Annotated in this window: 20 protein-coding genes and 1 pseudogene; 3 read left to right on the forward strand and 18 right to left on the reverse strand. The window is 45.0% G+C overall.

From position 1 onward, the window contains the following. Position 1 precedes the first annotated feature (1 nt). The 10 genes and pseudogenes from deoA to ubiT form a co-directional block, all read right to left on the reverse strand. Entirely contained in the window at positions 2–1,330 is a 1,329-nt protein-coding gene (gene deoA, locus SU60_RS14500) for a thymidine phosphorylase (RefSeq protein ID WP_041156140.1), read from the reverse strand. A gap of 108 nt (positions 1,331–1,438) precedes the next feature. Continuing rightward, complete coding sequence (gene deoC / locus SU60_RS14505) at positions 1,439–2,215, reverse strand: deoxyribose-phosphate aldolase (protein ID WP_041156141.1); 777 nt, start codon at positions 2,213–2,215, stop codon at positions 1,439–1,441. Positions 2,216–2,787: 572 nt separating this feature from the next. After that, the gene (locus tag SU60_RS14510; RefSeq protein WP_041156142.1) at positions 2,788–4,071 is read right to left on the reverse strand and encodes a NupC/NupG family nucleoside CNT transporter; all 1,284 of its coding nucleotides are present in this window, start codon (positions 4,069–4,071) and stop codon (positions 2,788–2,790) included. A 204-nt stretch (positions 4,072–4,275) separates the two neighbouring features. After that, a complete protein-coding gene (locus SU60_RS14515; RefSeq protein ID WP_041156143.1) occupies positions 4,276–5,049 on the reverse strand; it encodes a TatD family hydrolase in 774 nt (257 codons plus the stop codon). Beyond that, entirely contained in the window at positions 5,036–5,218 is a 183-nt protein-coding gene (locus SU60_RS14520) for a DUF5363 family protein (RefSeq protein ID WP_041156159.1), read from the reverse strand. The genes SU60_RS14515 and SU60_RS14520 overlap by 14 nt, the downstream gene beginning before the upstream one ends. A gap of 134 nt (positions 5,219–5,352) precedes the next feature. Further along, positions 5,353–6,941, reverse strand: a pseudogene (prfC, locus tag SU60_RS14525) (peptide chain release factor 3). 195 nt (positions 6,942–7,136) lie between these two features. Further along, complete coding sequence (rimI, locus tag SU60_RS14530) at positions 7,137–7,592, reverse strand: ribosomal protein S18-alanine N-acetyltransferase (RefSeq protein ID WP_041156144.1); 456 nt, start codon at positions 7,590–7,592, stop codon at positions 7,137–7,139. Between the two features lie 21 nt (positions 7,593–7,613). Then, positions 7,614–8,012: a DNA polymerase III subunit psi gene (locus tag SU60_RS14535; protein ID WP_041156145.1), complete on the reverse strand. Its 399-nt coding sequence runs from the start codon at positions 8,010–8,012 to the stop codon at positions 7,614–7,616. Positions 8,013–8,132: 120 nt separating this feature from the next. Beyond that, positions 8,133–8,636, reverse strand: coding sequence for a GNAT family N-acetyltransferase (locus SU60_RS14540; protein WP_041156146.1), 504 nt, complete (start codon positions 8,634–8,636; stop codon positions 8,133–8,135). After that, complete coding sequence (ubiT, locus tag SU60_RS14545) at positions 8,620–9,147, reverse strand: ubiquinone anaerobic biosynthesis accessory factor UbiT (RefSeq protein WP_041156160.1); 528 nt, start codon at positions 9,145–9,147, stop codon at positions 8,620–8,622. Before ubiT ends, SU60_RS14540 begins: the two co-directional genes overlap by 17 nt. Positions 9,148–9,571: 424 nt before the next feature. On the opposite strand from ubiT, the gene SU60_RS14550 reads away from it, so the two are divergent. From SU60_RS14550 to SU60_RS14560, 3 genes are all read left to right on the forward strand, one after another. After that, complete coding sequence (locus SU60_RS14550) at positions 9,572–11,611, forward strand: sensor domain-containing protein (RefSeq protein WP_041156147.1); 2,040 nt, start codon at positions 9,572–9,574, stop codon at positions 11,609–11,611. A 122-nt stretch (positions 11,612–11,733) separates the two neighbouring features. Further along, positions 11,734–12,747: a ubiquinone anaerobic biosynthesis protein UbiU gene (ubiU, locus tag SU60_RS14555; RefSeq protein ID WP_041156148.1), complete on the forward strand. Its 1,014-nt coding sequence runs from the start codon at positions 11,734–11,736 to the stop codon at positions 12,745–12,747. A 20-nt stretch (positions 12,748–12,767) separates the two neighbouring features. Beyond that, positions 12,768–13,646 (forward strand): U32 family peptidase, encoded by an 879-nt coding sequence (locus SU60_RS14560; RefSeq protein WP_041156161.1) that lies wholly within the window; start codon positions 12,768–12,770, stop codon positions 13,644–13,646. Positions 13,647–13,704: 58 nt separating this feature from the next. Here SU60_RS14560 and vmrA read toward each other — a convergent pair whose 3' ends face one another. The 8 genes from vmrA to infB all read right to left on the reverse strand — a co-directional run. Beyond that, positions 13,705–15,051 (reverse strand): sodium-coupled multidrug efflux MATE transporter VmrA, encoded by a 1,347-nt coding sequence (vmrA, locus tag SU60_RS14565; protein WP_041156149.1) that lies wholly within the window; start codon positions 15,049–15,051, stop codon positions 13,705–13,707. 78 nt (positions 15,052–15,129) lie between these two features. Then, a complete protein-coding gene (locus SU60_RS14570; RefSeq protein ID WP_041156150.1) occupies positions 15,130–15,543 on the reverse strand; it encodes a MarR family winged helix-turn-helix transcriptional regulator in 414 nt (137 codons plus the stop codon). A 97-nt stretch (positions 15,544–15,640) separates the two neighbouring features. Continuing rightward, entirely contained in the window at positions 15,641–16,561 is a 921-nt protein-coding gene (gene nlpI / locus SU60_RS14575) for a lipoprotein NlpI (protein ID WP_041156151.1), read from the reverse strand. A 169-nt stretch (positions 16,562–16,730) separates the two neighbouring features. Further along, positions 16,731–18,863 (reverse strand): polyribonucleotide nucleotidyltransferase, encoded by a 2,133-nt coding sequence (gene pnp, locus SU60_RS14580; protein WP_041156152.1) that lies wholly within the window; start codon positions 18,861–18,863, stop codon positions 16,731–16,733. Between the two features lie 381 nt (positions 18,864–19,244). After that, positions 19,245–19,514, reverse strand: a complete 270-nt coding sequence (rpsO, locus tag SU60_RS14585) for a 30S ribosomal protein S15 (RefSeq protein ID WP_005380094.1) — start codon at positions 19,512–19,514, stop codon at positions 19,245–19,247. 141 nt (positions 19,515–19,655) lie between these two features. Beyond that, a complete protein-coding gene (gene truB / locus SU60_RS14590; RefSeq protein WP_041156153.1) occupies positions 19,656–20,609 on the reverse strand; it encodes a tRNA pseudouridine(55) synthase TruB in 954 nt (317 codons plus the stop codon). Beyond that, positions 20,609–21,004 carry a 30S ribosome-binding factor RbfA gene (rbfA, locus tag SU60_RS14595; protein ID WP_041156154.1) on the reverse strand — a complete coding sequence of 132 codons (396 nt, stop codon included), beginning with the start codon at positions 21,002–21,004 and terminating at the stop codon, positions 20,609–20,611. The genes truB and rbfA overlap by 1 nt, the downstream gene beginning before the upstream one ends. A gap of 113 nt (positions 21,005–21,117) precedes the next feature. Beyond that, on the reverse strand, positions 21,118–23,389 hold a 2,272-nt coding region (infB, locus tag SU60_RS14600), incomplete at its 5' end, for a translation initiation factor IF-2 (RefSeq protein WP_041156155.1).

Consider the following 23,389-nt stretch of genomic DNA (forward strand, 5'->3'; position numbering starts at 1 on the left):
ATTAAATGTCTTCAGCACGGATTTGGCGATAAACTTCAGGAGTTGGCGTGTATTCACCACCCACTTTAATCGCACTGCGCAGAGATTTAGCGGCTTCTTCCCACTGCTCTTCAGTGCGCGCGTGGATAACGGCAAGCGGTTTATCGCTGTTTGCCTCCTCACCAAGGCGGATGAACTCATCAAACCCTACTGCATAGTCGATTTCATCGGTAGCAACACGGCGACCACCACCCATTGCAACCACAGCCATGCCAATAGCACGCGTATCCATAGCGGAAACGATACCGGTGTCATTTGCGTATACAGGTTTGATAATGTCTGCTTTTTCTAGGTAGTTTTCGTAGTTTTCTACGAAGTCTGCAGGACCTCCTAGGCCAGCAACCATCTTACCGAAACACTCTGCAGCTTTACCGTTGTCTAGCACTTCCATCAGTTTGGCACGAGCATCTGCTGTATTTTCTGCCAGCTTGCCTAGCACCAGCATTTCTGCACAAGATGCCATCGTCACTTCGAGAAGGCGTGGGTTACGATATTCACCCGTTAGGAAACGAACCGCTTCACGAACTTCCACCGCGTTACCGGCTGAAGAGGCCAGAACTTGGTTCATGTCTGTCAGAATCGCTGTGGTTTTGGTGCCAGCACCGTTTGCGACTGCGACGATCGATTTTGCTAGCTCTTCTGAGGCTTCGTAAGTTGGCATAAATGCGCCAGAGCCGACTTTTACGTCCATCACTAGCGATTCCAGACCCGCAGCCAATTTCTTAGATAAAATGGAGGCCGTAATCAATGAGATGTTGTCTACCGTTGCGGTAATATCGCGAGTGGCGTAAACACGCTTATCCGCTGGAGCCAGATCACCCGTTTGACCGATGATCGCCACACCGGCGTCTTTCGTTACTTGACCAAACACATCATTGCTCGGCGTAATGTTGTAGCCAGGTATGGACTCAAGCTTATCTAACGTACCACCCGTATGACCAAGACCACGACCAGATATCATTGGCACAAACCCACCGCATGCTGCCACCATTGGACCGAGCATGAGAGATGTAACGTCGCCAACGCCACCTGTTGAGTGCTTATCTACAATCGGACCACCGAAATTCATGTGGCTCCAGTCGATAACCATGCCTGAATCACGCATAGCACACGTTAGGGCGATACGTTCATCCATCGTCATTTCATTAAAGAATATAGTCATAGCAAACGCCGCGATCTGACCTTCAGATACGGTATTATTTGCTACACCTTGAATGAAGAAGTTGATTTCGTCTGCGGTAAGTACTTCACCGTCACGTTTTTTACGAATGATTTCTTGTGGTAAATACATTAGTGCCTCCCAAGCTTTTTTATAAGCTGTGGTAACAGTAGGATAAAAATAAGGACAAAGGTTGGTAGCACTATGGTTGGTGCTACCAATTCAGACGTAATATTGGAATTAGTAAGCCGTTGGGTCAGCTTTTTCGTCTGTCACTTCTAATGTATTTAGTAGATTGGTTAGCAGGCTAGATGCACCGAAACGGTAGTGACGAGCATCAACCCAGTTGTCACCTAGGATTTCGTCCGCCATTGCTAAGTATGCTGCTGCATCTTCAGCCGTGCGCACACCACCAGCTGGTTTGAAACCAACCGTTTCTGCAACACCCATGTCACGAATCACTTCAAGCATCATACGTGCGTATTCTGGCGTTGCGTTTACCGGCACTTTACCCGTTGACGTTTTGATGAAGTCAGCACCTGCTTCAATACAGATTTGAGATGCTTTCTTGATCAGTGCCTCTTCTTTTAGTTCACCGGTTTCAATGATGACTTTAAGAAGAATATCACCACATGCTGCTTTACATTGCTTAACTAGTTCAAAGCCTACTTTTTCGTCACCCGCCATCAGTGCGCGGTATGGGAAAACGACGTCAACTTCGTCAGCACCGTAAGCGACCGCCGCTTTTGTCTCTGCAACTGCGATTTCGATGTCGTCGTTACCGTGAGGAAAGTTAGTCACGGTTGCGATACGAACGTCTGGTGTACCTTGCTCTCGAAGTGTCTTCTTAGCAATAGGAATAAAGCGAGGGTAAATACAGATTGCAGCTGTGTTGCCTACCGCTGTTTTCGCGTCATGACATAGTGCGATGACTTTTTCATTCGTGTCATCGTCATTTAGCGTAGTTAGGTCCATAAGTTTAAGTGCACGTAGTGCTGCTGCTTTTAAATCGCTCATTTCTATCTCCGATCAATATTCAAAAAAATCACTACTTCGCCTCTCATTACTTCTCTAACTATAATCAACAAGTCGAAATAATGTGAATAAATGGCAAAGCAGTCTATTAATGAACGGACTTGGTTCCTTGAAGACTCGGCATAGTCAGCAAATATTCTATGCCAATTGCTATCCTTGTCACCGCACAGTACCCGTTTGGTCTATGGCACAACAATCTATGATTGCGGTCGTTTTTATATCAGCTTTGTTCGCAAAATGTCGACGAAGCTTGATATTGCAGGGCAATTCATTTGCCCATTGCGAATGTAATGTTCATTACGTAATGAATACATTATAGAGTTTCACCGCAAAACTATAGCACCAAATAGAGCGCAAACGGTTTGTATCTCAAAATTTTCAAGTATCCGCTCTTTTGGTGAAGCGCTCTTGTTAACAGAGTGATGTTAAGAAAAACCCGTTCACCGAAAGCCATCTTCATTTTAGGGTCCCCAAAACGAAAAATGCCCCGCAGCAATCTCTTGCTACAGGGCATGATGTAAAACGGCGTCTATATATTAAAAACCCGTACTAAATTACAGAGCTGCAAGGCTTAAGCAGAAGCCTGCAATTGTCGCTGCCATAAGGTTAGACAACGTACCAGCAAGTACTGCTTTCACACCCATGCGAGCGATGTCGCTACGACGGTTTGGCGCAAGGCTACCCAGACCACCTAGTAGAATCGCAATAGAAGAAAGGTTCGCGAAACCACACAGTGCGAATGAGATGATTGCGGTTGTCTTCTCAGACATCACTTCACCTGTCGCTGCAATAACTTGAGCATTGTCACCAATGTAAGGAGTGAAGTTCAAGTAAGCAACAAATTCGTTAACCACGATCTTCTGACCGATGAATGAACCAGCTGTTACCGCTTCTGCCCATGGAACACCGATTAGGAATGCTAGTGGAGAGAATGCGTAACCTAGGATTAGCTCTAGTGTTAGTTCAGGCATGCCGAACCAACCACCGATGCCACCTAGCATACCGTTGATTAGCGCGATTAGACCAACGAATGCGATTAGCATTGCACCCACGTTAAGCGCAAGTTGTAGACCAGAAGCCGCACCGCCCGCTGCTGCGTCGATGACGTTAACTGGTTTGTCGTCGCCGCCGTCCATCGCTTCTTCGATACTTTCGTGAGGCTGATCCGTCTCAGGGTGAAGGATTTTAGCGAACAGTAGACCGCCTGGTGCTGCCATGAATGATGCCGCAACGAGGTACTCTAGTGGAACACCCATAGATGCGTAACCAGCTAGTACACCACCAGCAACAGAAGCTAAACCACCACACATTACCGCAAATAGCTCTGATTGAGTCATTTTTGGAACGAATGGACGAACAACTAGAGGTGCCTCTGTTTGACCTACGAAAATGTTAGCCGCTGCTGACATCGATTCCGCACGAGAAGTGCCAAGGGCTTTTTGTAGTGCACCACCAAGAATCTTGATAACCCACTGCATAACGCCAATGTAGTATAGAACTGAAATCAGAGCAGAGAAAAAGATCAGTGTAGGAAGAACACGGAATGCGAAGATGAAACCACCGCCACCGAAGACTTCGAACATCTTGTCAGAAACAAGACCACCGAACAGGAATGATGAACCATCGTTACCGTAGTTGATAACGTTAGATACACCAGAAGAGAAACCGTTTAGTAAATCACGGCCCCAAGGTACATAAAGAACAAATGCCCCTAATGCGAATTGGATAGCGAATGCACCACCCACAGTTCTTAAGTTGATAGCTTTACGGTTAGATGAAAATGCAAATGCAATAGCAAGAAGCACTACCATACCGACTAGGCTCATAAACAGGCTCATAGTTTATGACTTCCTTATAAGTTATTAATTGGCGTGTAACAAAATGGAGCTATAAAGCGGGGGCAATTATACTCATGCCACAACAATTAAAGTAATGCCACCTTCACACTTTCCTATCACATTCATGGTTCATTCACCGACTTTTGTGATAAAAATCACAACAACGAAGAGAGTAATTTCAGTTTCAAACACTATCTTTAGATTTTATTCACATATAGAGAAAGCAAAATTGCTATTTATCCATAGTTGAGAAGCAATCGATTGCTTTTTGCAGTTGCGTAATATTGCCAATTCATTTAGCACATGAATAAGTTTCTCTGGATGGTTTGGCTCCCCTTGATAGCCAAGTATAGGCATATCTGGAGCGTCAGTTTCGATGACGAGCTTGTCTATTGGTAATTTTTGAACCGCGTCGCGGGTTTTATTCGCTCGAGGGTAGGTAATTGTTCCTCCGACACCAATAAAAAAACCTAATTTGATCCATTCCATCGCCTGCTGATAGCTCCCTGAAAAAGCATGTAACACACCGCCCCTTGGCAAATGGGCTGCCTTGACCAATTGAATAAGTCGGTTATGCGCTTTACGGCTGTGAATAATGACAGGTAAATCAAAGCGGCGAGCGAGTTCAAACTGAATATTAAGTGCTTTTTCTTGTCGCTCTGCGGGCACATCTATCGCAAAGTCCAAACCGCACTCGCCAATGGCAACACATTGACGGTTTCTTTGCTCTAAATACTGCACTAGTTGAGGTAAAGATTGTTCAAAGTCGGGTTGCAAAAAGTAGGGGTGAAACCCCAACGCAAAATACAGGCTTGAGTATTGATGGCTTAACTCCCGGATACGAGACCAGTTTTGTGGACCAACAGAAGGGATGATTATTCTCGACACCCCCTGCTTTGCTGCTAACTGCTGCTGATGCGCAAAGTCCTTTTGAAACACAGCAAAGTCAAAATGACAGTGGGTATCAAAGAGCTTCATGCTTATTCTTCAGGTCACTTGGAGAAGGTTTCGACACAGCATTCTCTCCTTCATCACCATTTATTGGATCTTTCCGGTAAGGCACGCAACTGCGCTTTTGATCTGGAGTTAGCCCCATTTCTTTACACCAGTCGTCGTAACGTTTTAACCCACGTTTAAACCAATTCATCTGCTGCCCTCTCAGTGTGATGCCAATCATTAAAAATAAAAACGCCCTTGGCTAAGTGTATAGCCAAGGGCGTTTTAAAATCCAGTCACTAACTCATCGCTTTGGAACGTGTTCTTTCCCGAGAACGCTGATAATTAGTGTTCGCGGGTTGCTCGGAACTCAATGTCCGGGAAACGCTCTTTTGCAAGGTTTAGGTTAACCATGGTAGGCGCAATGTAAGACAAATTATCCCCGCCATCCAAAGCTAGGTTTGCTTGGTTTTTACGCTGGAATTCATCCAGTTTCTTCGCATCATCACACTCAACCCAACGGGCCGTTGCAACGCTTATTCCTTCGTAAATCGCTTCTACATTGTATTCAGACTTCAAACGCGCGACAACCACATCAAACTGAAGCACACCTACCGCGCCAACGATTAAGTCGTTGTTTTGTAGTGGTCGGAATACCTGTACCGCCCCTTCTTCAGAAAGCTGAACCAGACCTTTGAGCAGTTGCTTTTGCTTAAGTGGATCTTTAAGACGAATACGACGGAACAGCTCAGGAGCGAAGTTCGGAATACCAGAGAACTTTAGAGACTCACCTTGCGTGAAGGTATCGCCAATTTGAATCGTACCGTGGTTATGTAAACCGATAATGTCGCCCGCATAAGCGTGTTCTGCGCGAGAACGATCACCAGCCATAAAGGTGACTGCATCAGAGATACTCACTTGCTTGCCAAGACGAACGTGTTCATCTTCATACCTTGCGTGTAAGTCCCCGAAACAATACGCATAAATGCAATACGGTCACGGTGTTTAGGGTCCATGTTCGCTTGGATCTTAAACACGAAGCCAGAGAACTTTTCTTCTGTTGCTTCAACTTCACGCTCAACCGCTTGACGCGCTTTCGGCGCTGGCGCCCACTTTGTCAACCCATCTAACATATGGTCCACACCAAAGTTACCTAGCGCTGTACCAAAATAGACTGGCGTTAGGTCACCCGTTAAGAACATTTCCAAGTCAAACTCTGGACATGCGCCCATCACTAACTCTAGCTCTTCACGTACGCTTTCTGCGAGATCTGCCCCAACCTTTTCATCCAGTTCAGGGTTATCCAATCCCTTGATGATTCGAACTTCTTGAATCTCATGACCATGACCTGATTCATACAAGATCGTTTCGTCACGGTGAATGTGATATACACCTTTAAACTCTTTACCACAGCCGATAGGCCAAGTGATAGGTGCACACATCATGCCCAACTCATTTTCGACCTCGTCCAAGACTTCCATTGGATCACGAACGTCACGGTCAAGTTTGTTCATGAAAGTCACGATCGGCGTATCGCGCAGGCGCGTAACTTCCATCAATTTTCGAGTCCGGTCTTCGACACCTTTCGCAGCATCAATCACCATCAAGCACGAGTCTACTGCCGTCAGTGTACGATAGGTATCTTCAGAGAAATCCTCGTGTCCCGGAGTATCAAGAAGGTTAACCAAACAATCATTGTAAGGAAACTGCATCACAGAAGTTGTAACCGAGATACCACGCTCCTTCTCCATTTCCATCCAGTCAGATTTAGCGTGTTGTGATGAACCACGACCTTTCACAGAACCCGCTTTTTGAATCGCGTTTCCGAATAAAAGCACTTTTTCAGTGATGGTTGTTTTACCCGCATCCGGGTGGGAAATAATCGCGAAGGTTCTACGTTTAGACACTTCGCTTAGAAAAGGTGTATTTGACATGAAAATAGTCTTCTTTGATGTCTGAAGGAACGCTGGTAAAGCCCCCCTTCTTTTAGATTCAGTTTTGCGCGGTATTCTCGCTTATTATTGCTTAAGGAGCAACAGATCGCTGACAGGCAACTGATTGGCTTTGGCCTCACTGACTGGCTTTATGGGAGCCACTCAAACCAAGTCAATGGAAATAGCGTTCGAATGCTAGTGAAAGAACATATAACTCATGATGATCGCATCTTCTTTACCATTCCCCGAATTCGCGGGGTAATAATTATAGCGTCGATCCAACTCATTGAAGCCCGCTTGCTCATAAATGTGCAGTGCAGACACATTACTTTCCCTTACTTCTAGCCAGGCACTTTCCGCTTTTACTTGCTGACAATGACCTAAGAAGGCATCTAACAGCTTTTGCCCATAGCCCTGCCCTTGCTTGCTCGGCTTAACAGCAATGTTTAATAAGGTCACTTCTCCGACAATATTCTGAGCATAAAAGTAGCCAATGATTTCATCGCCATCTCGCATAACATGATGACAAGCGCCACGACTGGATAAATCACGGATTAGAGACTCAGCCCATGGATGAGAGTGTGCTTGTTGCTCAATTTGCCAAATATGATCCAAGTGTTCGGCACACATGGGAATAATTTCAATCGTCATGGATTTAACCTAGAAAATGCGTTATGAATAAGAACAGATTTGCTGCCAAAGAGCACGTTTTTGTTGGTTGTTACCATCAATATTTTGCAATAAAGGCGAAATAAGTTGCTTGGCATTTCCGCATTGCATCGCTTCACACCCAGCAAACCATATCCACTCTAACTGATGCTCCCCGAGAAGTGGTAAACGTTGCGGCTCTATATGCATCGCTTGTTCGAGCGATAGTTTCATACTTTTAAGTATGTTTTCGAACAACACGACAAGCTGACCTTCTGGACACGACGGTGAGATAAGCAGCAACTTACATGTATCGGGTAAATCAATACTTTCAGCTTGATAACCGGATAGTTTTTCTGGGTGAATCAGCTCCCATGTGCTGATCCCCATTTCAGATAAATACGCTTTCTCGTTAATCGACATTTTTTCATCACCTATTTAAGCGGCGCTTATCGTATCAAATGTAAGCGAGAAATAACAAAGCCCACTATCCAAATTATGCCATTCAGATAGCGGGCTTTGTATAACGATCAGTCTGGGAACTTAAAGCTCAGCAAACTCCGGGGCATATTCAATCCGGCCAGCGCGGCCAGCGCATTGACCTTCAACAAGTTCTGCAACACGAAATGCACCAGCAGGCGCATCAAAAGCGCAGTCAAACCCCATGTCTTCGCCAGCGATAAAGCCTTGGCGCGCATAGTAATCAGGCTCACCAAGTACAACACAAACTGGATAACCAAAATCACGCAGTGACTCGAACCCTTCCTTAATAAGCTGCGCAGCAATGCCTTGACGTCGATAATCTTCATGTACCGCCAGTGGCGCAAGCCCTTGCCAAGATAAATCTTCACCATTTAAGGTCACAGGACTAAATAAAGCATGACCAATCACTTCCCCTTCATCGGTGCACGCGACCAAAGACAGAGTGAGTTTGCCGTTTTCACGTAAACGCATCACTAAGTTTGCTTCAGCATTAGTTGGAAACGCGTGTTTCAATAAGCGGTCAATGGTAAGGATGTCCGCGGGGGCTTCAGTTCGAATAAGCATTCGCTACTCCGGTGTTTTGTGCTGGCGCTTGAGCCCCTTTTTGAACAAAGTCAGCTAAGTGGTTCAGAGCCGCCTGCATTGCTTTTGGTAACTGCTCTAAGTCAACACTGTCCATTAAATTTTTCACTTCCAAACCGAGCTCGGTATCACCTTCAATTGATAAGCGACGCTGAAAAAATAAGGTATCAGGATCTTCTTTACGACCAGCAATCAGTACTAAGTCGTTTAGGTTACCACTAAAACTCACGTCTTCCAGTACAGGTTTATCAGCAACGATCAATTTTTCTTCTTGGTAACTGATATACCAAGCTAAATTCATGTCCTTGATTGCGACTTTTAACCATTTATCCTCAAGAAACTCAAAATCCCCATCCTCTAACGCTTCTTTAAAGACCATTTTTAGCCCTTCCAATAACGCTTTTCTCTGAATTACTTTTGGTAGAAACTGAACTGGCGATCGCAAAATTGAAGGTGCATTCTGTACTAGTTGACTGCGAATCTTGTTTAACACACTCATTATCCGTTACTTTGTCATCAGGCTGGTAATAATACGTAATAGTGAGCGGTTTATCCCTGTTATGTATCAATAAAGTGCTTGTTTCACGTGATAGAGATAAAAGTATGGGTATGATCTCGATTTCAACGTTATAGTCTCACAGCTTGAGATCATATGCGTTATAACCATACACGATCTTTGGCTGGACATAGAAAGCTAAATACAATCAAGTCAAAACGTTATATTGCGGTCAACTATGGTGCGCTAACAGACAAAGTGGCATTAATCTAAGCGGATTACTTTCGTTTAAACGATGAATTAATCGTGCTTTAATATGCAGTTAAATACTTATTTTGCCTGCTCGTTATGCATAGTATGATTACAGGGATGAATATAAACAGATGAATAATCTGGCTCATTGGAGATCGGTAACCCACTAATGCCTTCCCAACAACTACAACATTGGTTTGCCAAGCTTACCTCAAATAGCCCATTCTTTTTTGCCATTCTCGATAAAGAGCACAATTATCGAATGGTGAGTGATCGCTACTGTGACATTGCAGGACTTAATCACGACGAAATGGTTGGTCTAAACGATAGCCAGGTGCTCGGAGAGCAGTTCTATAAAAAGCTTTTGCCGTATTATCAGCAAGCGTTCAAAGGGGCTCATGTTGAAGCAGAAGTCACATTAGACGAAACAGAGATAGAGACTAGCCTCCATTTTAGCTTGTCACCTGTTGTGGAACAGGATGAAATCCAATTGATTATATTTCATGCTGTCGACACGTCTGAAAAGCATATTCTCGTCCGTTCTCTCGAAGAATCAGAAAGCAAGTTCGTAAAGCTGACCCAGCTATTACCCGACGGCTTGTTGTTGGTTGAAGATGACATTATTATCTCCGCCAACCCAGCATCAGCCCGATTATTGGGCTTGCAGTCGCCCCATGAGTTACTGGGTGAGGAATTTTCTCGTCTGTTCATTGATGAAAACAGTAAAAAGGCCTTCAGTCACCGATTAAGCGCGTTGATCTCTGATAAGCCATTTATATGCTTAACCAGTGCTCGTTGTGGATTTGAACGCAAAATACAATTGCATGCCGATTCGGCGAAAGCAATCGGCACCGAGTCACAAATCGTACTCATCCAAGATGCCGACGATAAACCTAAGCTATTGTCCACGACTTCAAAAGAAGATGCCCATATCGACTCATTGACCTCTCAATACAACCGCTTTGGATTTACCAAACGTCTCGAACAATTTATAAAAAAGCAAACGCCTCTACTCGTTTTCTATTTGGATATCGACAACTTCAAAAACATCAATGATTCGCTAGGTCATCACATTGGTGACAAAGTCATAAAAGAAGTGTCAATGCGACTAGAGCGCTTATTGCCAGAACAAGCCATTATTGGTCACCTAGGTAGCGATGAGTTTGGCATTATTCTTCCCGAGCCTGAACATCACCGTATCGCAGAGATCGTGTCCGACCAAATCATCACTTTGATCAATCAACCATTTGATTTACAACATTTTAGTAAACGTTTAGCTTGTTCTATCGGTAGCGTACGCTATCCAGAGGATGGTCAAGACGCACGTATACTGCTGCAAAATGCAGATACGGCGATGTATGAAGCCAAAGATCGTGGCCGCAATCGTCTGATAAAATTCAACGATCAGATGAACAAAGAAGCACGAATGCGTTTGTGGTTAGAGATAGAGTTACAAAAAGCGCTGCAAAAAAACGCGTTAGAGGTGTGGTACCAACCCAAAGTTAATGCGCGCGACTTCAGCATCAACGGCGCAGAAGCATTAGTTCGTTGGAAACATCCTGTCGAAGGCTATATCAGCCCGGGTTCGTTCATCCCAGTGGCCGAGCGTGCTGGATTGATTGAACATCTTGGGCGAGTCGTCATGCGAGAAGTTTTCAGTACCGTCAAGCGCTGGAAACAACAAGGCATACTGCCGGGACGCGTGGCGATTAACTTATCTCCGGAACAATTTGGCAACCCTCAGCTCATTGATTATATGGAAAAGTTACTGCGTTCTACTGAGCTTGATCCTAGTTGCATCACCTTTGAGCTTACTGAAAGTGCCGTCATGAGTGATAGTGAACATACTCTGCAGATGGTCAATGCCATAAAGAAACTCGGGTTTACTCTGTCTATTGATGACTTTGGCACTGGCTACTCATCACTGTCCTATTTAGCGCGTTTCCCTATTGATGAACTAAAAATAGACCGCGCTTTTATCACTGATATCGACATCTTGCCGAAACAGGTCACAGTGATTGAAAACATCATCAACTTGGGGAAATCGCTCGATTTGACAGTGGTAGCTGAAGGCGTAGAAACTCACCAACAAGCGGCTTTATTATCAAACCTTCAGTGCCATTCAATTCAGGGCTTTCATTTTTATCGACCTCAACCAAAGCACGAGATCGAAGAGTTGTTCGCACAAAATCGTCGCCATAAGAATTAATCCACCTACTCTCAAGGGGTAAATGTAGACTTTATTGAGCTAAACCTAACTTAGGTCAATTTTGCCGTTCATAATTCTTCATAAAATGCAGGCACCTTTTTATTCTCTATGATTATGTGCATATGGAACTCTTGTGTCCTGCGGGTAACTTGCCTGCGTTAAAAACCGCGATCGATTGCGGTGCAGATGCCGTTTACATCGGCTTCAAAGACGACACTAATGCTCGTCACTTCGCTGGCCTGAATTTTCACGGTAAAAAACTCGAAAAAGCCGTGCAGTATGTTCATGACCGCAACAAAAAAATCCATGTAGCACTCAACACATTTGCTCATCCAAATGGATTTGAACGTTGGACCAATGCGGTCGATAACGCTGCTGCGTTGGGGGTTGATGCGCTCATTGTGGCAGACATTGCTGTATTGGATTACGCAGCACGTAAGTATCCTGAACTGGAGCTTCACCTTTCCGTACAAGCCTCAGCAACCAACGTTGCTACCGTGAACTTCTACAAACAGAACTTCAACGTGAAACGCGTCGTTCTACCGCGTGTTCTCTCGATCCATCAGGTCAAACAACTGTCACGGAATGTTCCTGAAGATGTTGAATTAGAGGTGTTTGCGTTCGGTAGCCTATGTATTATGTCTGAAGGACGCTGTTATTTATCCTCGTACATGACGGGGGAGTCTCCAAACACCGTCGGTGCCTGCTCACCTGCGAAGTACGTCCGCTGGCAAGAAACCGAGCAAGGCCTCGAATCTCGCCTAAATAATATTTTGATTGATAAATACAGTGCAGGGGAAAACGCGGGTTACCCTACGCTGTGCAAAGGTCGTTTTGAAGCGCAAATCGATGGTGATAAAAAGCGCTACCACGCGTTAGAAGAGCCCACCAGTTTAAACACATTGTCTATGCTTCCTGAACTTTTTGCCGCCAATGTTGCATCGGTAAAAATAGAAGGTCGCCAACGCAGCCCAGCCTATGTAGAGCAAGTTACTCGCACTTGGCGCGCCGCGATTGATCGTTACCAAGCAAATCCAGAAGTTTACCAAGTCGAAGCGGCTTGGGATGCCGCACTGGCTAACGTTTCTGAAGGTACGCAAACCACGTTGGGTGCTTATCACCGTAAATGGCAGTAGAGATTAAGATGGAAAACTCAATGAAATATGCACTTGGCCCACTGCTGTACTTCTGGCCAAAACAAGATATCGAAGCATTTTACTTACAAGCGAAAGAAAGCTCGGCAGACATCATCTACCTAGGTGAAACCGTTTGTTCAAAACGCCGTGAGATGAAACCTGCCCATTGGTTCGATATTGCCAAAGACCTGTCTGCATCCGGTAAGCAAGTCGTTCTTTCCACCATGGCGCTGTTAGAAGCACCGAGCGAAGTTAACATCATGAAGAAGTACATCGATAATGGTGACTTCGCGATTGAAGCAAATGACGTTTCTGCAGTTCAACTGGCGTCTGAACACAAAGTCCCATTTGTCGTTGGCCCAGCAATTAACACTTACAACGCGCACACTTTGAACTTATTTTTGAAACAAGGAATGACTCGTTGGTGTATGCCTGTCGAGCTATCTCGTGAATGGCTAAGTGAGACTCTGGCGCAATGTGAAGATCTAGGTATTCGCAACAAATTCGAAGTCGAAGTCTTTAGCCACGGCTATTTGCCCTTAGCCTACTCTGCTCGCTGCTTCACTGCACGCGCAGAAAATAAAGCAAAGGACGACTGCGAAACGTGCTGCATTAAGTACCCAACAGGAATACAAGTATGCAGCCAAGAGGGACAAGAAGTCTTCAACCTGAATGGCATTCAAACCCAATCGGGTTACTGCTACAACCTGATCAACGATCTGCCAAGCATGCAAGGCCTGGTTGATGTCGTTCGCTTGAGTCCGTTAGGCGTAAGTACCTTCTCGGAATTGGATCGCTTCCGCTCTAACGAGCAAGGTTCAAACCCTGACAAACTAGCAAGCCGCCAATGTAACGGCTACTGGCATCAACTGGCTGGCTTAGAAGTGAAGAACATTTAACTCTTCCGACAAAACAAAAGCGAGGCCCTAGCCTCGCTTTTCTGTTTTTACTGCCAAATTAAGACGTTTGCGTACTCGGTTCTATCGGTCTCTCCACCATCAGCTTTTTGATGTCACGCCAAAGCATACTCATCACAACCAGACTTAACGCAATATTAGATAGCGGGAACGCAATCCAAATGCCTGTCACACCCAACAGTTTTGGCATGATGAACAAGAACGGCAGTTGAATAAGCATGTTCCCCACCGTCACAAACATCGCCTTACTGCCTTTGTTGACTGATTGATAGTAAGCCCCAGCGACGACCAAGAAACCATCAAGGAACAGTGCGAACATGTGGAGACGAATTCCCACCACAGTACTTTCGATAAGCTGTGGATCTGCATCGTTAAAGACGGATACAAGCTGATACGGGAAAAGATTCATCAACACCACGAACACGACACCACCTAAAACCGATGTCCCCATCGCGATTTGTAGCAACTTACGAATGTTATCCTGATTTCGTGCGCCATGGTTGTAGCTCACTAACGGCTGCATACCACTGGCAATGCCTTCCGCCACGAGATAATAGACCGTCACGATGTAACCTAAAATAGCGTAAGCGCCGATCAACAGCGGGCTGCCGTATTGAGCGAACAACGCATTGTGCAGAGCCACCATCGTCGAGCCATAAGCGTACATAAAAAAGCTGGATGTACCGATAAGCACAATTTTAGGAATAGCATCAAATTGCACGTTCAAATCTCTAACTGTCAGACGTAACTTCGCTTTAGAAGAGAAGAAGTAACCGACACCTAACACGGTGACAACCATCTGTGCCAATGCGGTCGCAATAGCCGCCCCTGTTAGCTCCCAGTTCAACCAAGCAATGAAAACATAGTCCAATACAATGTTAATGATTGCGCCTATCACCATCAGAATCGTGGCTAAGCTAGGGTTGTTGTCGTTACGCAGTAAAAATGGAACCGCAATAGAGCCAAGTGAAAAGATGCACGCAATGATGAGTATCTCGATATATTGCAAACCTAACTCGAACACTCGCCCCTGAGCACCTTGCCAGCGAACAAAGTCATCTGCAAAGAAAAACAGAACCGTTGAGACAATAGGCATCAGAGTCAACAGAAACAGCAAGCCCGTCGTTAAGATCCGTTTCGCTCCTTGTTGATCTTTCTCTCCTTGCTTGATGGAAGTTAGGGCTCCCGTCCCCACGCCGACCATCATCCCTATGCCCAGAATGCTACCAATCACAGGCCAAGCGACGTTAATACCTGCTAATCCATCAGCACCAACATAACGGCCAATAAAAATACCATCAACGACTTGATACAATCCGTTAACCAACATGGCTGCTACAGTTGGAATGGTATATTTCCAAAACTGTTTATAAATGGATTTCTGCATGATTCTCACCAATAGTTAGCAAGGCTAATTAAATAGTTAGCAAGACTAACTAAATAGTTAAATAAATGATTTTTATAATTAGTTACTCAGCGCTTTATTGAGTAACGACTGTAATTGTTTGGATTCTTGCTCGTTTAGCTTTAGCATCATTTGATCCGAAATATCCTTATAAACAATTTGTTCTAACGACATTTTTTCAGCGACATCTTCCGTCAGCAGAACACGCTTTGCGCGAGCGTCTTCATTGCAAGTAATGCGCTTCACTAACCCTTTCTTTTCTAAACGTACCACCATGTTGGAGGCAGAAGGTTTGGTTACCTGTAACTCGTTAGCAAGATCAGTAATGCGAACGCCTTCAGGAAACACCTGAATCACGCGTAAATAATCAAATTCGTTAAAGCTAAGATGAGACAATGGATCTTCCTTCGCGTAAACACGCCAAGCTTTGGCGCAGAAACGTTCCAAATCGATCAAACTTTTTTCTAAAGCCATAAATGCTCACCATTTAGTTAGCAGAGCTAACTATTCTAAAACGAGTTCTCTCAATCATCAAGCGTAAAAAAAGCCGCTAATGGAAGCGGCTTTATCATTATTGCTGTTCTTGTTGGTCAGCGTCGTTTTGCTGATCCATTCTTTCTTGCTGAAGCTGCTCATAGATCTGCGTTAGCTCTAAGAATGAGTAACGGTGTTCCACGTAATCGTACACATTAAACGAGATGGCGAGTTTGTACAGTGAGATTGCACTGGCTAAGTCGCCTTCAATTTGATTGCGTTTTGCTAAATAAAAGTAAGTTTCCGTCAGGCGCTCGGCAAGACGGTAATTCTCGCGCGTGCCATCCATGATGACTTTTAACGCATGTTCATCAGACACATCGCGCAACATGATAGCAACGAGAACCCATCCCCATTCTTCACTCCGATCACGACGATATCTTTTCTCAAGATTCGCTTTCGCCTGTTCTGGGTTTTCTTCCGCTTCAATAATGTACAACCATAATGCCCGGAAAGGATCACTGGGCATCTCTTGGTAGTGTTTCGTCATGTCTTCCAGCGCCAGATCATTTCTTCCACCATAGTACAAAGCGATCGCTCGGTTGCGCTCCGCGTAGGTATTTTCTGGGGCCAATTCTATCGTTGAGTCAAAGGCTTCGTATGCGGCATCGAACTCTCCAACTTGGGTAAAATACACCCCTAATAAATTAAAGATATCCGGTTGAGCAGGATTCAATTGCAAAGATTGGTTGAAGTCCAAACGAGCGAGATCTCTCAAACCAACACTGTCGTAGTAATTGCCTCTTTCATAATGCATTTTCGCGCGCACCTCATCACTAAGATCCGGGCGTTGCAACAACTGAGATAAACGTGCGATCTGCACTTCTTGCTGAATACTAGGCTGGAGTGAGACCGCCATAGGTGGGTAGATCCACTGAGGCGAAGACTGTTGAGCGGAATTTACACACCCGGTTAACGCGATCACAATAAATAGACTGGCGGTTTGAAACCATTTCACTAATTGATACTCCTGTTTGAGCCGCTCCGGGCCTGCTTCTCTTATGCACTATAGGATACTCAGCCTAAACATCTAGAAACAAACCAAAAAAAAGGGAGCAAAATGCTCCCCTGTTATAGCATGCTTTCCATCTCATACGCTAATAAAAGACGGAAAGGCTATCTGTCGATTACTCGTCTTTCGCTGCTGGTGCTTCCGCAGTTGCTTCTGCTGGTTTTTCAACCGCTTCTTTCATGCTTAGACGAACACGGCCTTGACGGTCGATTTCAAGTACTTTCACTTGAACTTCTTGACCTTCTGCTAGGTAGTCTGACACTTTCTCAACACGTTTTTCTGCGATTTGAGAGATGTGTACTAGACCATCTTTGCCTGGAAGAATCGTGACGAATGCACCAAAGTCGGCTAGACGTGCAACTTTACCAGTGTAGATACGGCCGACTTCAACTTCAGCAGTGATCTCTTCGATGCGACGAATCGCTTCTTTCGCTGCTGCACCTTCAGTCGCGGCAATCTTGATAGTACCGTCATCTTCGATTTCAATCGTAGTGCCCGTCTCTTCCGTTAGAGCACGGATTACTGCACCACCTTTACCGATAACGTCTTTGATCTTCTCAGCGCTGATCTTCATTGTGTGAATACGCGGAGCAAATTCAGAGATATCATCACGAGCACCAGAGATCGCTTCATCCATTACAGATAGGATGTGCTTACGTGCACCTTGTGCTTGGTTAAGCGCAATCTGCATGATCTCTTTAGTGATACCTTCGATCTTGATGTCCATTTGAAGTGCAGTGATACCTGTATTAGTACCCGCTACTTTAAAGTCCATATCACCTAGGTGATCTTCGTCACCAAGGATGTCTGAAAGAACAACGAAATCGTCGCCTTCTTTCACAAGACCCATTGCGATACCCGCAACTGAAGACTTGATTGGTACACCTGCATCCATAAGAGCAAGAGAAGTACCACATACAGAAGCCATTGAAGATGAACCGTTAGATTCAGTGATTTCCGATACTACACGTACTGTGTATGGGAATTCTTCTGGAGATGGCATAACTGCAGCAATACCACGCTTCGCCAATTTACCGTGGCCGATTTCACGGCGCTTAGGAGAACCGACAAAACCTGTCTCACCTACACAGTATGGAGGGAAGTTGTAGTGCAGTAGGAAGTGATCTTTACGCTCACCAGTTAGCTCATCAATGATTTGCGCATCGCGCTGAGTACCTAGAGTCGCCGTCACGATCGCCTGAGTTTCACCACGAGTGAATAGCGCACTACCGTGAGTACGTGGAAGGATACCAGTACGTACGTCTAGCGCACGAACCATGTCTTTCTCACGACCATCGATACGAGGGTTACCAGCAATGATACGGCTACGTACTACTGTCTTCTCTAAATCGTGGAAAATAGTGTGAATCTCTTTAGTGTCCGCTTCCGGATCTTGAGCAAGTAAAGCTTCGTTAACTTCTGCTGCAATCTCATGAATACGGTCGTAACGAGACATTTTCTCAGTGATTTGGTAAGCCTCGATAAGCTTAGCCTCTGCTAGTTCAGCAATCTTAGCTTTAAGCGCAGTGTTTTCTTCCGGAGCAACCCAATCCCACGCAGGAGTAGCAACTTCTGCTTTGAATTCGTTGATTGCTTTGATAGCAACTTGTTGTTGATCGTGACCGTAAACAACCGCTGCAAGCATTTCTTCTTCAGTTAGGTTATCCGCTTCTGATTCAACCATCAGTACTGCAGACTCGGTACCTGCAACCACAAGATCAAGTTTAGAAGCTTGTAGTTCAGTTTGGCTCGGGTTAAGCACAAGTTGACCATCGATATGACCAACACGAGCAGCACCGATAGGACCGTTAAACGGGATACCAGAGATAGCTAGTGCTGCAGATGTACCAATCATTGTTGGGATATCTGGTTGAACGTCAGGGTTCACCGATACAACAGTAGCGATAACTTGGACTTCGTTTTTGAATGAATCCGGGAAAAGCGGACGGATTGGACGGTCAATAAGACGAGCTGTTAGTGTTTCGCCTTCAGAAGGACGACCTTCACGTTTGAAGAAGCCACCAGGGATTTTACCCGCCGCGTACGTACGCTCTTGGTAGTTAACTGTAAGCGGGAAGAAATCTTGACCCGCTACTGCTTCTTTCTTACCAACGACAGAAACGAATACGGCTGTATCGTCCATCGTTACCATAACTGCGGCTGTCGCTTGGCGTGCAATAACGCCAGTTTCTAGAGTAACCGTGTGGTTACCGTACTGGAACGTTTTAACAACTGGTTTTTCGAACATTGTTATTCCTTGTTTCTAAGCACTGTACATACCAATGCTTAGGATGTATTAATTGATACTCAAGGCATTACGAATCGCGACTAGTGAAAAGAAACTTGAGTAAATTTCTTTTTAATAGCCGCGACCTTTTGGTCGACGAGGTTGACTGTAATGCGGTGAGCCTTACTGATAATCTACGATACAAATCGGTGACCAAGAACTGGTTTGGAACTGTATCAAAAGATTAAACCGCCAGTATTATAACGGCATAAGTAGGATTTGGCTAAGTTATAGCGGTCAAAATAAGCCATAGCAGCCAAAATAAGCTATATCAGTCAAAAAATAGGCAACAAAAAAGGGGCATAAAGCCCCTTTTTAGACAAACTGCTATGCAGTCGCTGATTAGCGACGTAGGCCTAGGCGTTTGATTAGGTCTTGGTAGCGAGCTAGATTTTTACCTTTTAGGTAATCTAGAAGCTTACGACGACGAGAAACCATACGTAGAAGACCACGACGGCTGTGGTGATCGCCTTTGTGTGCTTTAAAGTGACCTTGTAGGTGGTTGATAGAAGCAGTAAGTAGAGCTACTTGAACTTCTGGTGAACCAGTATCGCCTTCACCTTGTGCGTATTCTGCAACGATTGCTGCTTTAGTTTCTGCATTCAGAGACATAATTCTCTCCTAATAAGAGTAAGTTTAAAGTTGTAGCAGCCAATCTCTGATTCAGCCGCTACGCGAAGCGCGGATTATAGGGAAATTTTTTAACCCGTGCAATATAAAAATACCAACGCATTGGTCGGTATTTTCAAGTAATTACTGCGATGGTGCTTCTTCACGAAAAACCACCAGACGCTTAGGTGCAATTTTACCGTCGTCGTTCATTTCACCGACTCCGATAAACAAGCGCTCCTCGCCCATCGTCAGACGAAGTGCACCTTCAATCGGCGCACCAAATACCTGAACAGGCTGGCCATGTTGAACCATATCAGCGAGCTCTGGTAACAAGTTAACTTCTGGTAAATCTTCGACAGCCGTATCCATTGGTAAAAGCAACGGATCAAGTAATTCACGAGGTGCGATTTCTTCACGATGCGCTTGCTCTAACAAATCATTGAGTTGCTCGAGTGTTACCATCTTTTCATAGGGGTATTTTGCAACACCAGTACGACGAAGCATGGTGACATGCGCACCACAACCAAGCATTTCTCCAAGGTCATCGACGATAGTGCGAATGTAAGTGCCCTTTGAGCAATGCACTTCCATTTCAACTTCATCACCTTCAAAGCGATGAAGAACAATCTCATAGACCGTAATTTTTCGAGACTCTCGCGGGACATCAATGCCTTTGCGAGCATACTCATACAAAGGTTTGCCTTGGTATTTCAACGCAGAAAACATTGAAGGTATTTGATCAGATTCACCACGGAATTTCTCAATACAGGCTTCCAGGTTTTCTAAATTTACATCGACCGGACGAGTTTCGACTACTTCTCCATCAGAGTCTGATGTATTAGTACGCTCACCGAGCTTTGCAATCACACGGTAGCGTTTATCAGAATCAAGAAGGAACTGGGAAAATTTTGTCGCTTCACCCAAGCAAATTGGCAACATGCCTGTCGCTAATGGGTCCAAGGCACCAGTGTGGCCTGCTTTCTCAGCAAAGTAGATTCGCTTTACTTTTTGCAGTGCATCATTGGAAGAGATACCCGTTGGTTTGTCCAACAAGATAACGCCATTAATTGGACGACCTTTACGACGACGAGCCATTATTCTTCGCCCTCACGACCAGAATCTTTTTGCTTTTTCTTGTCTGCACTAACGACTTCAGACACTAGGTTAGACATACGCATACCTTCGACAAGCGTATTGTCGTAGTAGAAGCGAATCTCTGGTGTCAAACGCAGACGAATGCGTTTGCCTAGCATCATGCGAATATGCACTTCGTGCTCGCGCAGTGCCGCTAGACAGGACTCAGGCGTTTGTTCACCTACACATAAGAAAGTGACAAATACCTTTGCGTAAGCAAGGTCACGAGACACTTCCACATCGGAAATCGTGACCATACCCAGGCGCGAGTCACGAACTTCACGTTGAAGGATCATCGCTAATTCTTTTTGCAGCTGCTGTGAAACACGCTGCGTGCGGCTAAATTCTTTTGACATACTTTTACTCTCATATAGAAAGAATGGGGGGTTGGTCAAAGCCAGCCCCCATGGTGTATTCAACAACCAATTACTACTTACCTTTCAAAGACAATATTAGTAATTTTAGTCAATTAGTCTAGAGTACGTTTAATTTCAATGATTTCGAAGACTTCGATTTGGTCACCAACACGAACATCATTGTAGTTCTTAACGCCGATACCACATTCGTAGCCATTCTTAACTTCTTGAACGTCATCTTTGAAACGACGTAGTGACTCTAGTTCACCTTCATAAATAACAACGTTATCACGTAATACACGGATTGGGTTGTTACGCTTAATCACGCCTTCTGTAACCATACAACCAGCGATTGCGCCCAGTTTAGGTGACTTAAACACGTCACGTACTTCAGCAAGGCCAATGATCTCTTGCTTGAATTCTGGAGCAAGCATACCACCCATTGCTTGTTTCACTTCGTCAATCAATTGGTAAATGATTGAGTAGTAACGCAAGTCAACTGCCGCTGCCTCAACAGCACGGCGAGCAGAAGCGTCAGCACGTACGTTAAAGCCAAGAATGATTGCATTTGATGCTTCAGCAAGTACTACGTCAGTTTCCGTAATACCACCAACACCAGAACCAACGATGTTCACTTTCACTTCGTCAGTTGATAGCTTCACTAGTGAGTCTGCGATGGCTTCTACAGAACCTTGAACGTCTGCTTTAAGCACAACGTTAAGCTCAGCAACTTCACCCGCTGTCATGTTAGAGAACATGTTCTCTAGCTTCGATTTCTGCTGACGTGCCAGTTTCACTTCACGGAACTTACCAGCACGGTAGTTCGCAACTTCACGCGCTTTACGCTCATCACGAACTACTGTTGCTTCGTCACCTGAAGATGGCACACCAGATAGACCCAAGATCTCGACAGGAATCGATGGACCAGCTTGTGTAATTTCCTGACCCAGTTCATCACGCATTGCACGAACACGGCCGTATTCTTGACCACAAAGAACGATATCGCCTTTGTTTAGGGTACCTGACTGAACAAGTACTGTTGCAACTGGACCGCGACCTTTATCTAGGCGAGATTCAACAACCACACCAGACGCCATGCCTTCAGCAACTGCTGTTAGCTCTAGAACTTCAGATTGAAGAAGGATTGCTTCTAGAAGAGCATCAATGTTTGTACCCTGTTTTGCAGAGATGTGAACGAAGATGTTCTCACCACCCCACTCTTCAGGAATAACGTCATATTGAGCAAGCTCGTTCTTAACGTTGTCTGGGTTAGCACCTTCTTTATCGATCTTGTTCACTGCAACAATCAGAGGCACACCCGCCGCTTTCGCGTGCTGGATAGCTTCAACCGTTTGTGGCATTACGCCATCATCTGCAGCAACAACAAGTACAACGATATCTGTCGCTTGAGCACCACGAGCACGCATAGCAGTAAACGCTGCGTGTCCAGGAGTATCAAGGAAAGTGATCATGCCGTTATCAGTTTCAACGTGGTATGCACCGATGTGCTGTGTAATACCACCCGCTTCACCAGAAGCAACGTGCGTACGACGAATGTAGTCAAGTGTTGACGTTTTACCATGGTCAACGTGGCCCATGATTGTAACGACTGGAGCACGAGGAACGGCTTCTGCATTCGTGTCACGGTCAGAAAGCACGGCTTCTTCAAGTTCGTTCTCTTTACGAAGAACGACCTTATGACCCATTTCTTCTGCCACTAGCTGCGCAGTCTCTTGATCGATAACTTGGTTGATAGTCGCCATTGCGCCCATCTTCATCATCACTTTGATAACTTCTGTCGATTTAACCGACATCTTGTTCGCAAGTTCAGAAAGAACGATCGTTTCACCAATCACAACATCTTGTTTTGCAACCGTAGCAGACTTATCGAAGCCGTGCTGCATTGATGTTGGTTTCGCCAGCTTGCCTTTACGACCGCCTTTGCCACCGCGTTGGCCACGAGTATTACGTGCTTTCTCATCTTTGCTTGAAGGTTTCTTCTTCTTACGACGACCACCTTCAACTTTGCGATCTGCTTCATCTTCGGCTTCACGTGCATATTGTGAAGTCGTTACATGGTAATCTGTATCTTCCATATCACCCTTTTTCTCTTCTGCAGCAGACCAACGCTCTTTGTTCTTTTCAGCCAATTCGCGAGCTTCTTCAAGCTGGCGCTGACTTTCCTCTTCAGCCTTACGCTTAGCTTCTTCTTCCTGACGACGCTTAAGCTCGTCGGCCTCTTTTCGCGCTGCTTCTTGCTTAATTTTCTGTTCAGCATCACGCTTAGCTTTTTCTTCAGCTTCGCGTTGTGCATTCGTATCTACGTTTCGTTTCGCTTTTTCTTTAGCTTCACGTTCCGCTTTTTCTTCCGCTTCACGTTTTGCA

The organism is Vibrio mytili (assembly GCF_000830505.1).
In the GTDB taxonomy this organism is placed as follows: Bacteria; Pseudomonadota; Gammaproteobacteria; order Enterobacterales; family Vibrionaceae; genus Vibrio; species Vibrio mytili.

Excerpts from the sequence above, each read along its gene's own strand:
- deoA (WP_041156140.1), bottom strand. The coding sequence starts at position 1,330 with ATGTATTTACCACAAGAAATCATTCGTAAAAAACGTGACGGTGAAGTA.
- deoC (WP_041156141.1), bottom strand. The coding sequence starts at position 2,215 with ATGAGCGATTTAAAAGCAGCAGCACTACGTGCACTTAAACTTATGGAC.
- SU60_RS14510 (WP_041156142.1), bottom strand. The coding sequence starts at position 4,071 with ATGAGCCTGTTTATGAGCCTAGTCGGTATGGTAGTGCTTCTTGCTATT.
- SU60_RS14515 (WP_041156143.1), bottom strand. The coding sequence starts at position 5,049 with ATGAAGCTCTTTGATACCCACTGTCATTTTGACTTTGCTGTGTTTCAA.
- SU60_RS14520 (WP_041156159.1), bottom strand. The coding sequence starts at position 5,218 with ATGAATTGGTTTAAACGTGGGTTAAAACGTTACGACGACTGGTGTAAA.
- rimI (WP_041156144.1), bottom strand. The coding sequence starts at position 7,592 with ATGACGATTGAAATTATTCCCATGTGTGCCGAACACTTGGATCATATT.
- SU60_RS14535 (WP_041156145.1), bottom strand. The coding sequence starts at position 8,012 with ATGTCGATTAACGAGAAAGCGTATTTATCTGAAATGGGGATCAGCACA.
- SU60_RS14540 (WP_041156146.1), bottom strand. The coding sequence starts at position 8,636 with ATGCTTATTCGAACTGAAGCCCCCGCGGACATCCTTACCATTGACCGC.
- SU60_RS14550 (WP_041156147.1), top strand. The coding sequence starts at position 9,572 with ATGCCTTCCCAACAACTACAACATTGGTTTGCCAAGCTTACCTCAAAT.
- ubiU (WP_041156148.1), top strand. The coding sequence starts at position 11,734 with ATGGAACTCTTGTGTCCTGCGGGTAACTTGCCTGCGTTAAAAACCGCG.
- SU60_RS14560 (WP_041156161.1), top strand. The coding sequence starts at position 12,768 with ATGAAATATGCACTTGGCCCACTGCTGTACTTCTGGCCAAAACAAGAT.
- vmrA (WP_041156149.1), bottom strand. The coding sequence starts at position 15,051 with ATGCAGAAATCCATTTATAAACAGTTTTGGAAATATACCATTCCAACT.
- SU60_RS14570 (WP_041156150.1), bottom strand. The coding sequence starts at position 15,543 with ATGGCTTTAGAAAAAAGTTTGATCGATTTGGAACGTTTCTGCGCCAAA.
- pnp (WP_041156152.1), bottom strand. The coding sequence starts at position 18,863 with ATGTTCGAAAAACCAGTTGTTAAAACGTTCCAGTACGGTAACCACACG.
- rpsO (WP_005380094.1), bottom strand. The coding sequence starts at position 19,514 with ATGTCTCTGAATGCAGAAACTAAAGCAGCAATCGTTGCAGAATACGCA.
- truB (WP_041156153.1), bottom strand. The coding sequence starts at position 20,609 with ATGGCTCGTCGTCGTAAAGGTCGTCCAATTAATGGCGTTATCTTGTTG.
- rbfA (WP_041156154.1), bottom strand. The coding sequence starts at position 21,004 with ATGTCAAAAGAATTTAGCCGCACGCAGCGTGTTTCACAGCAGCTGCAA.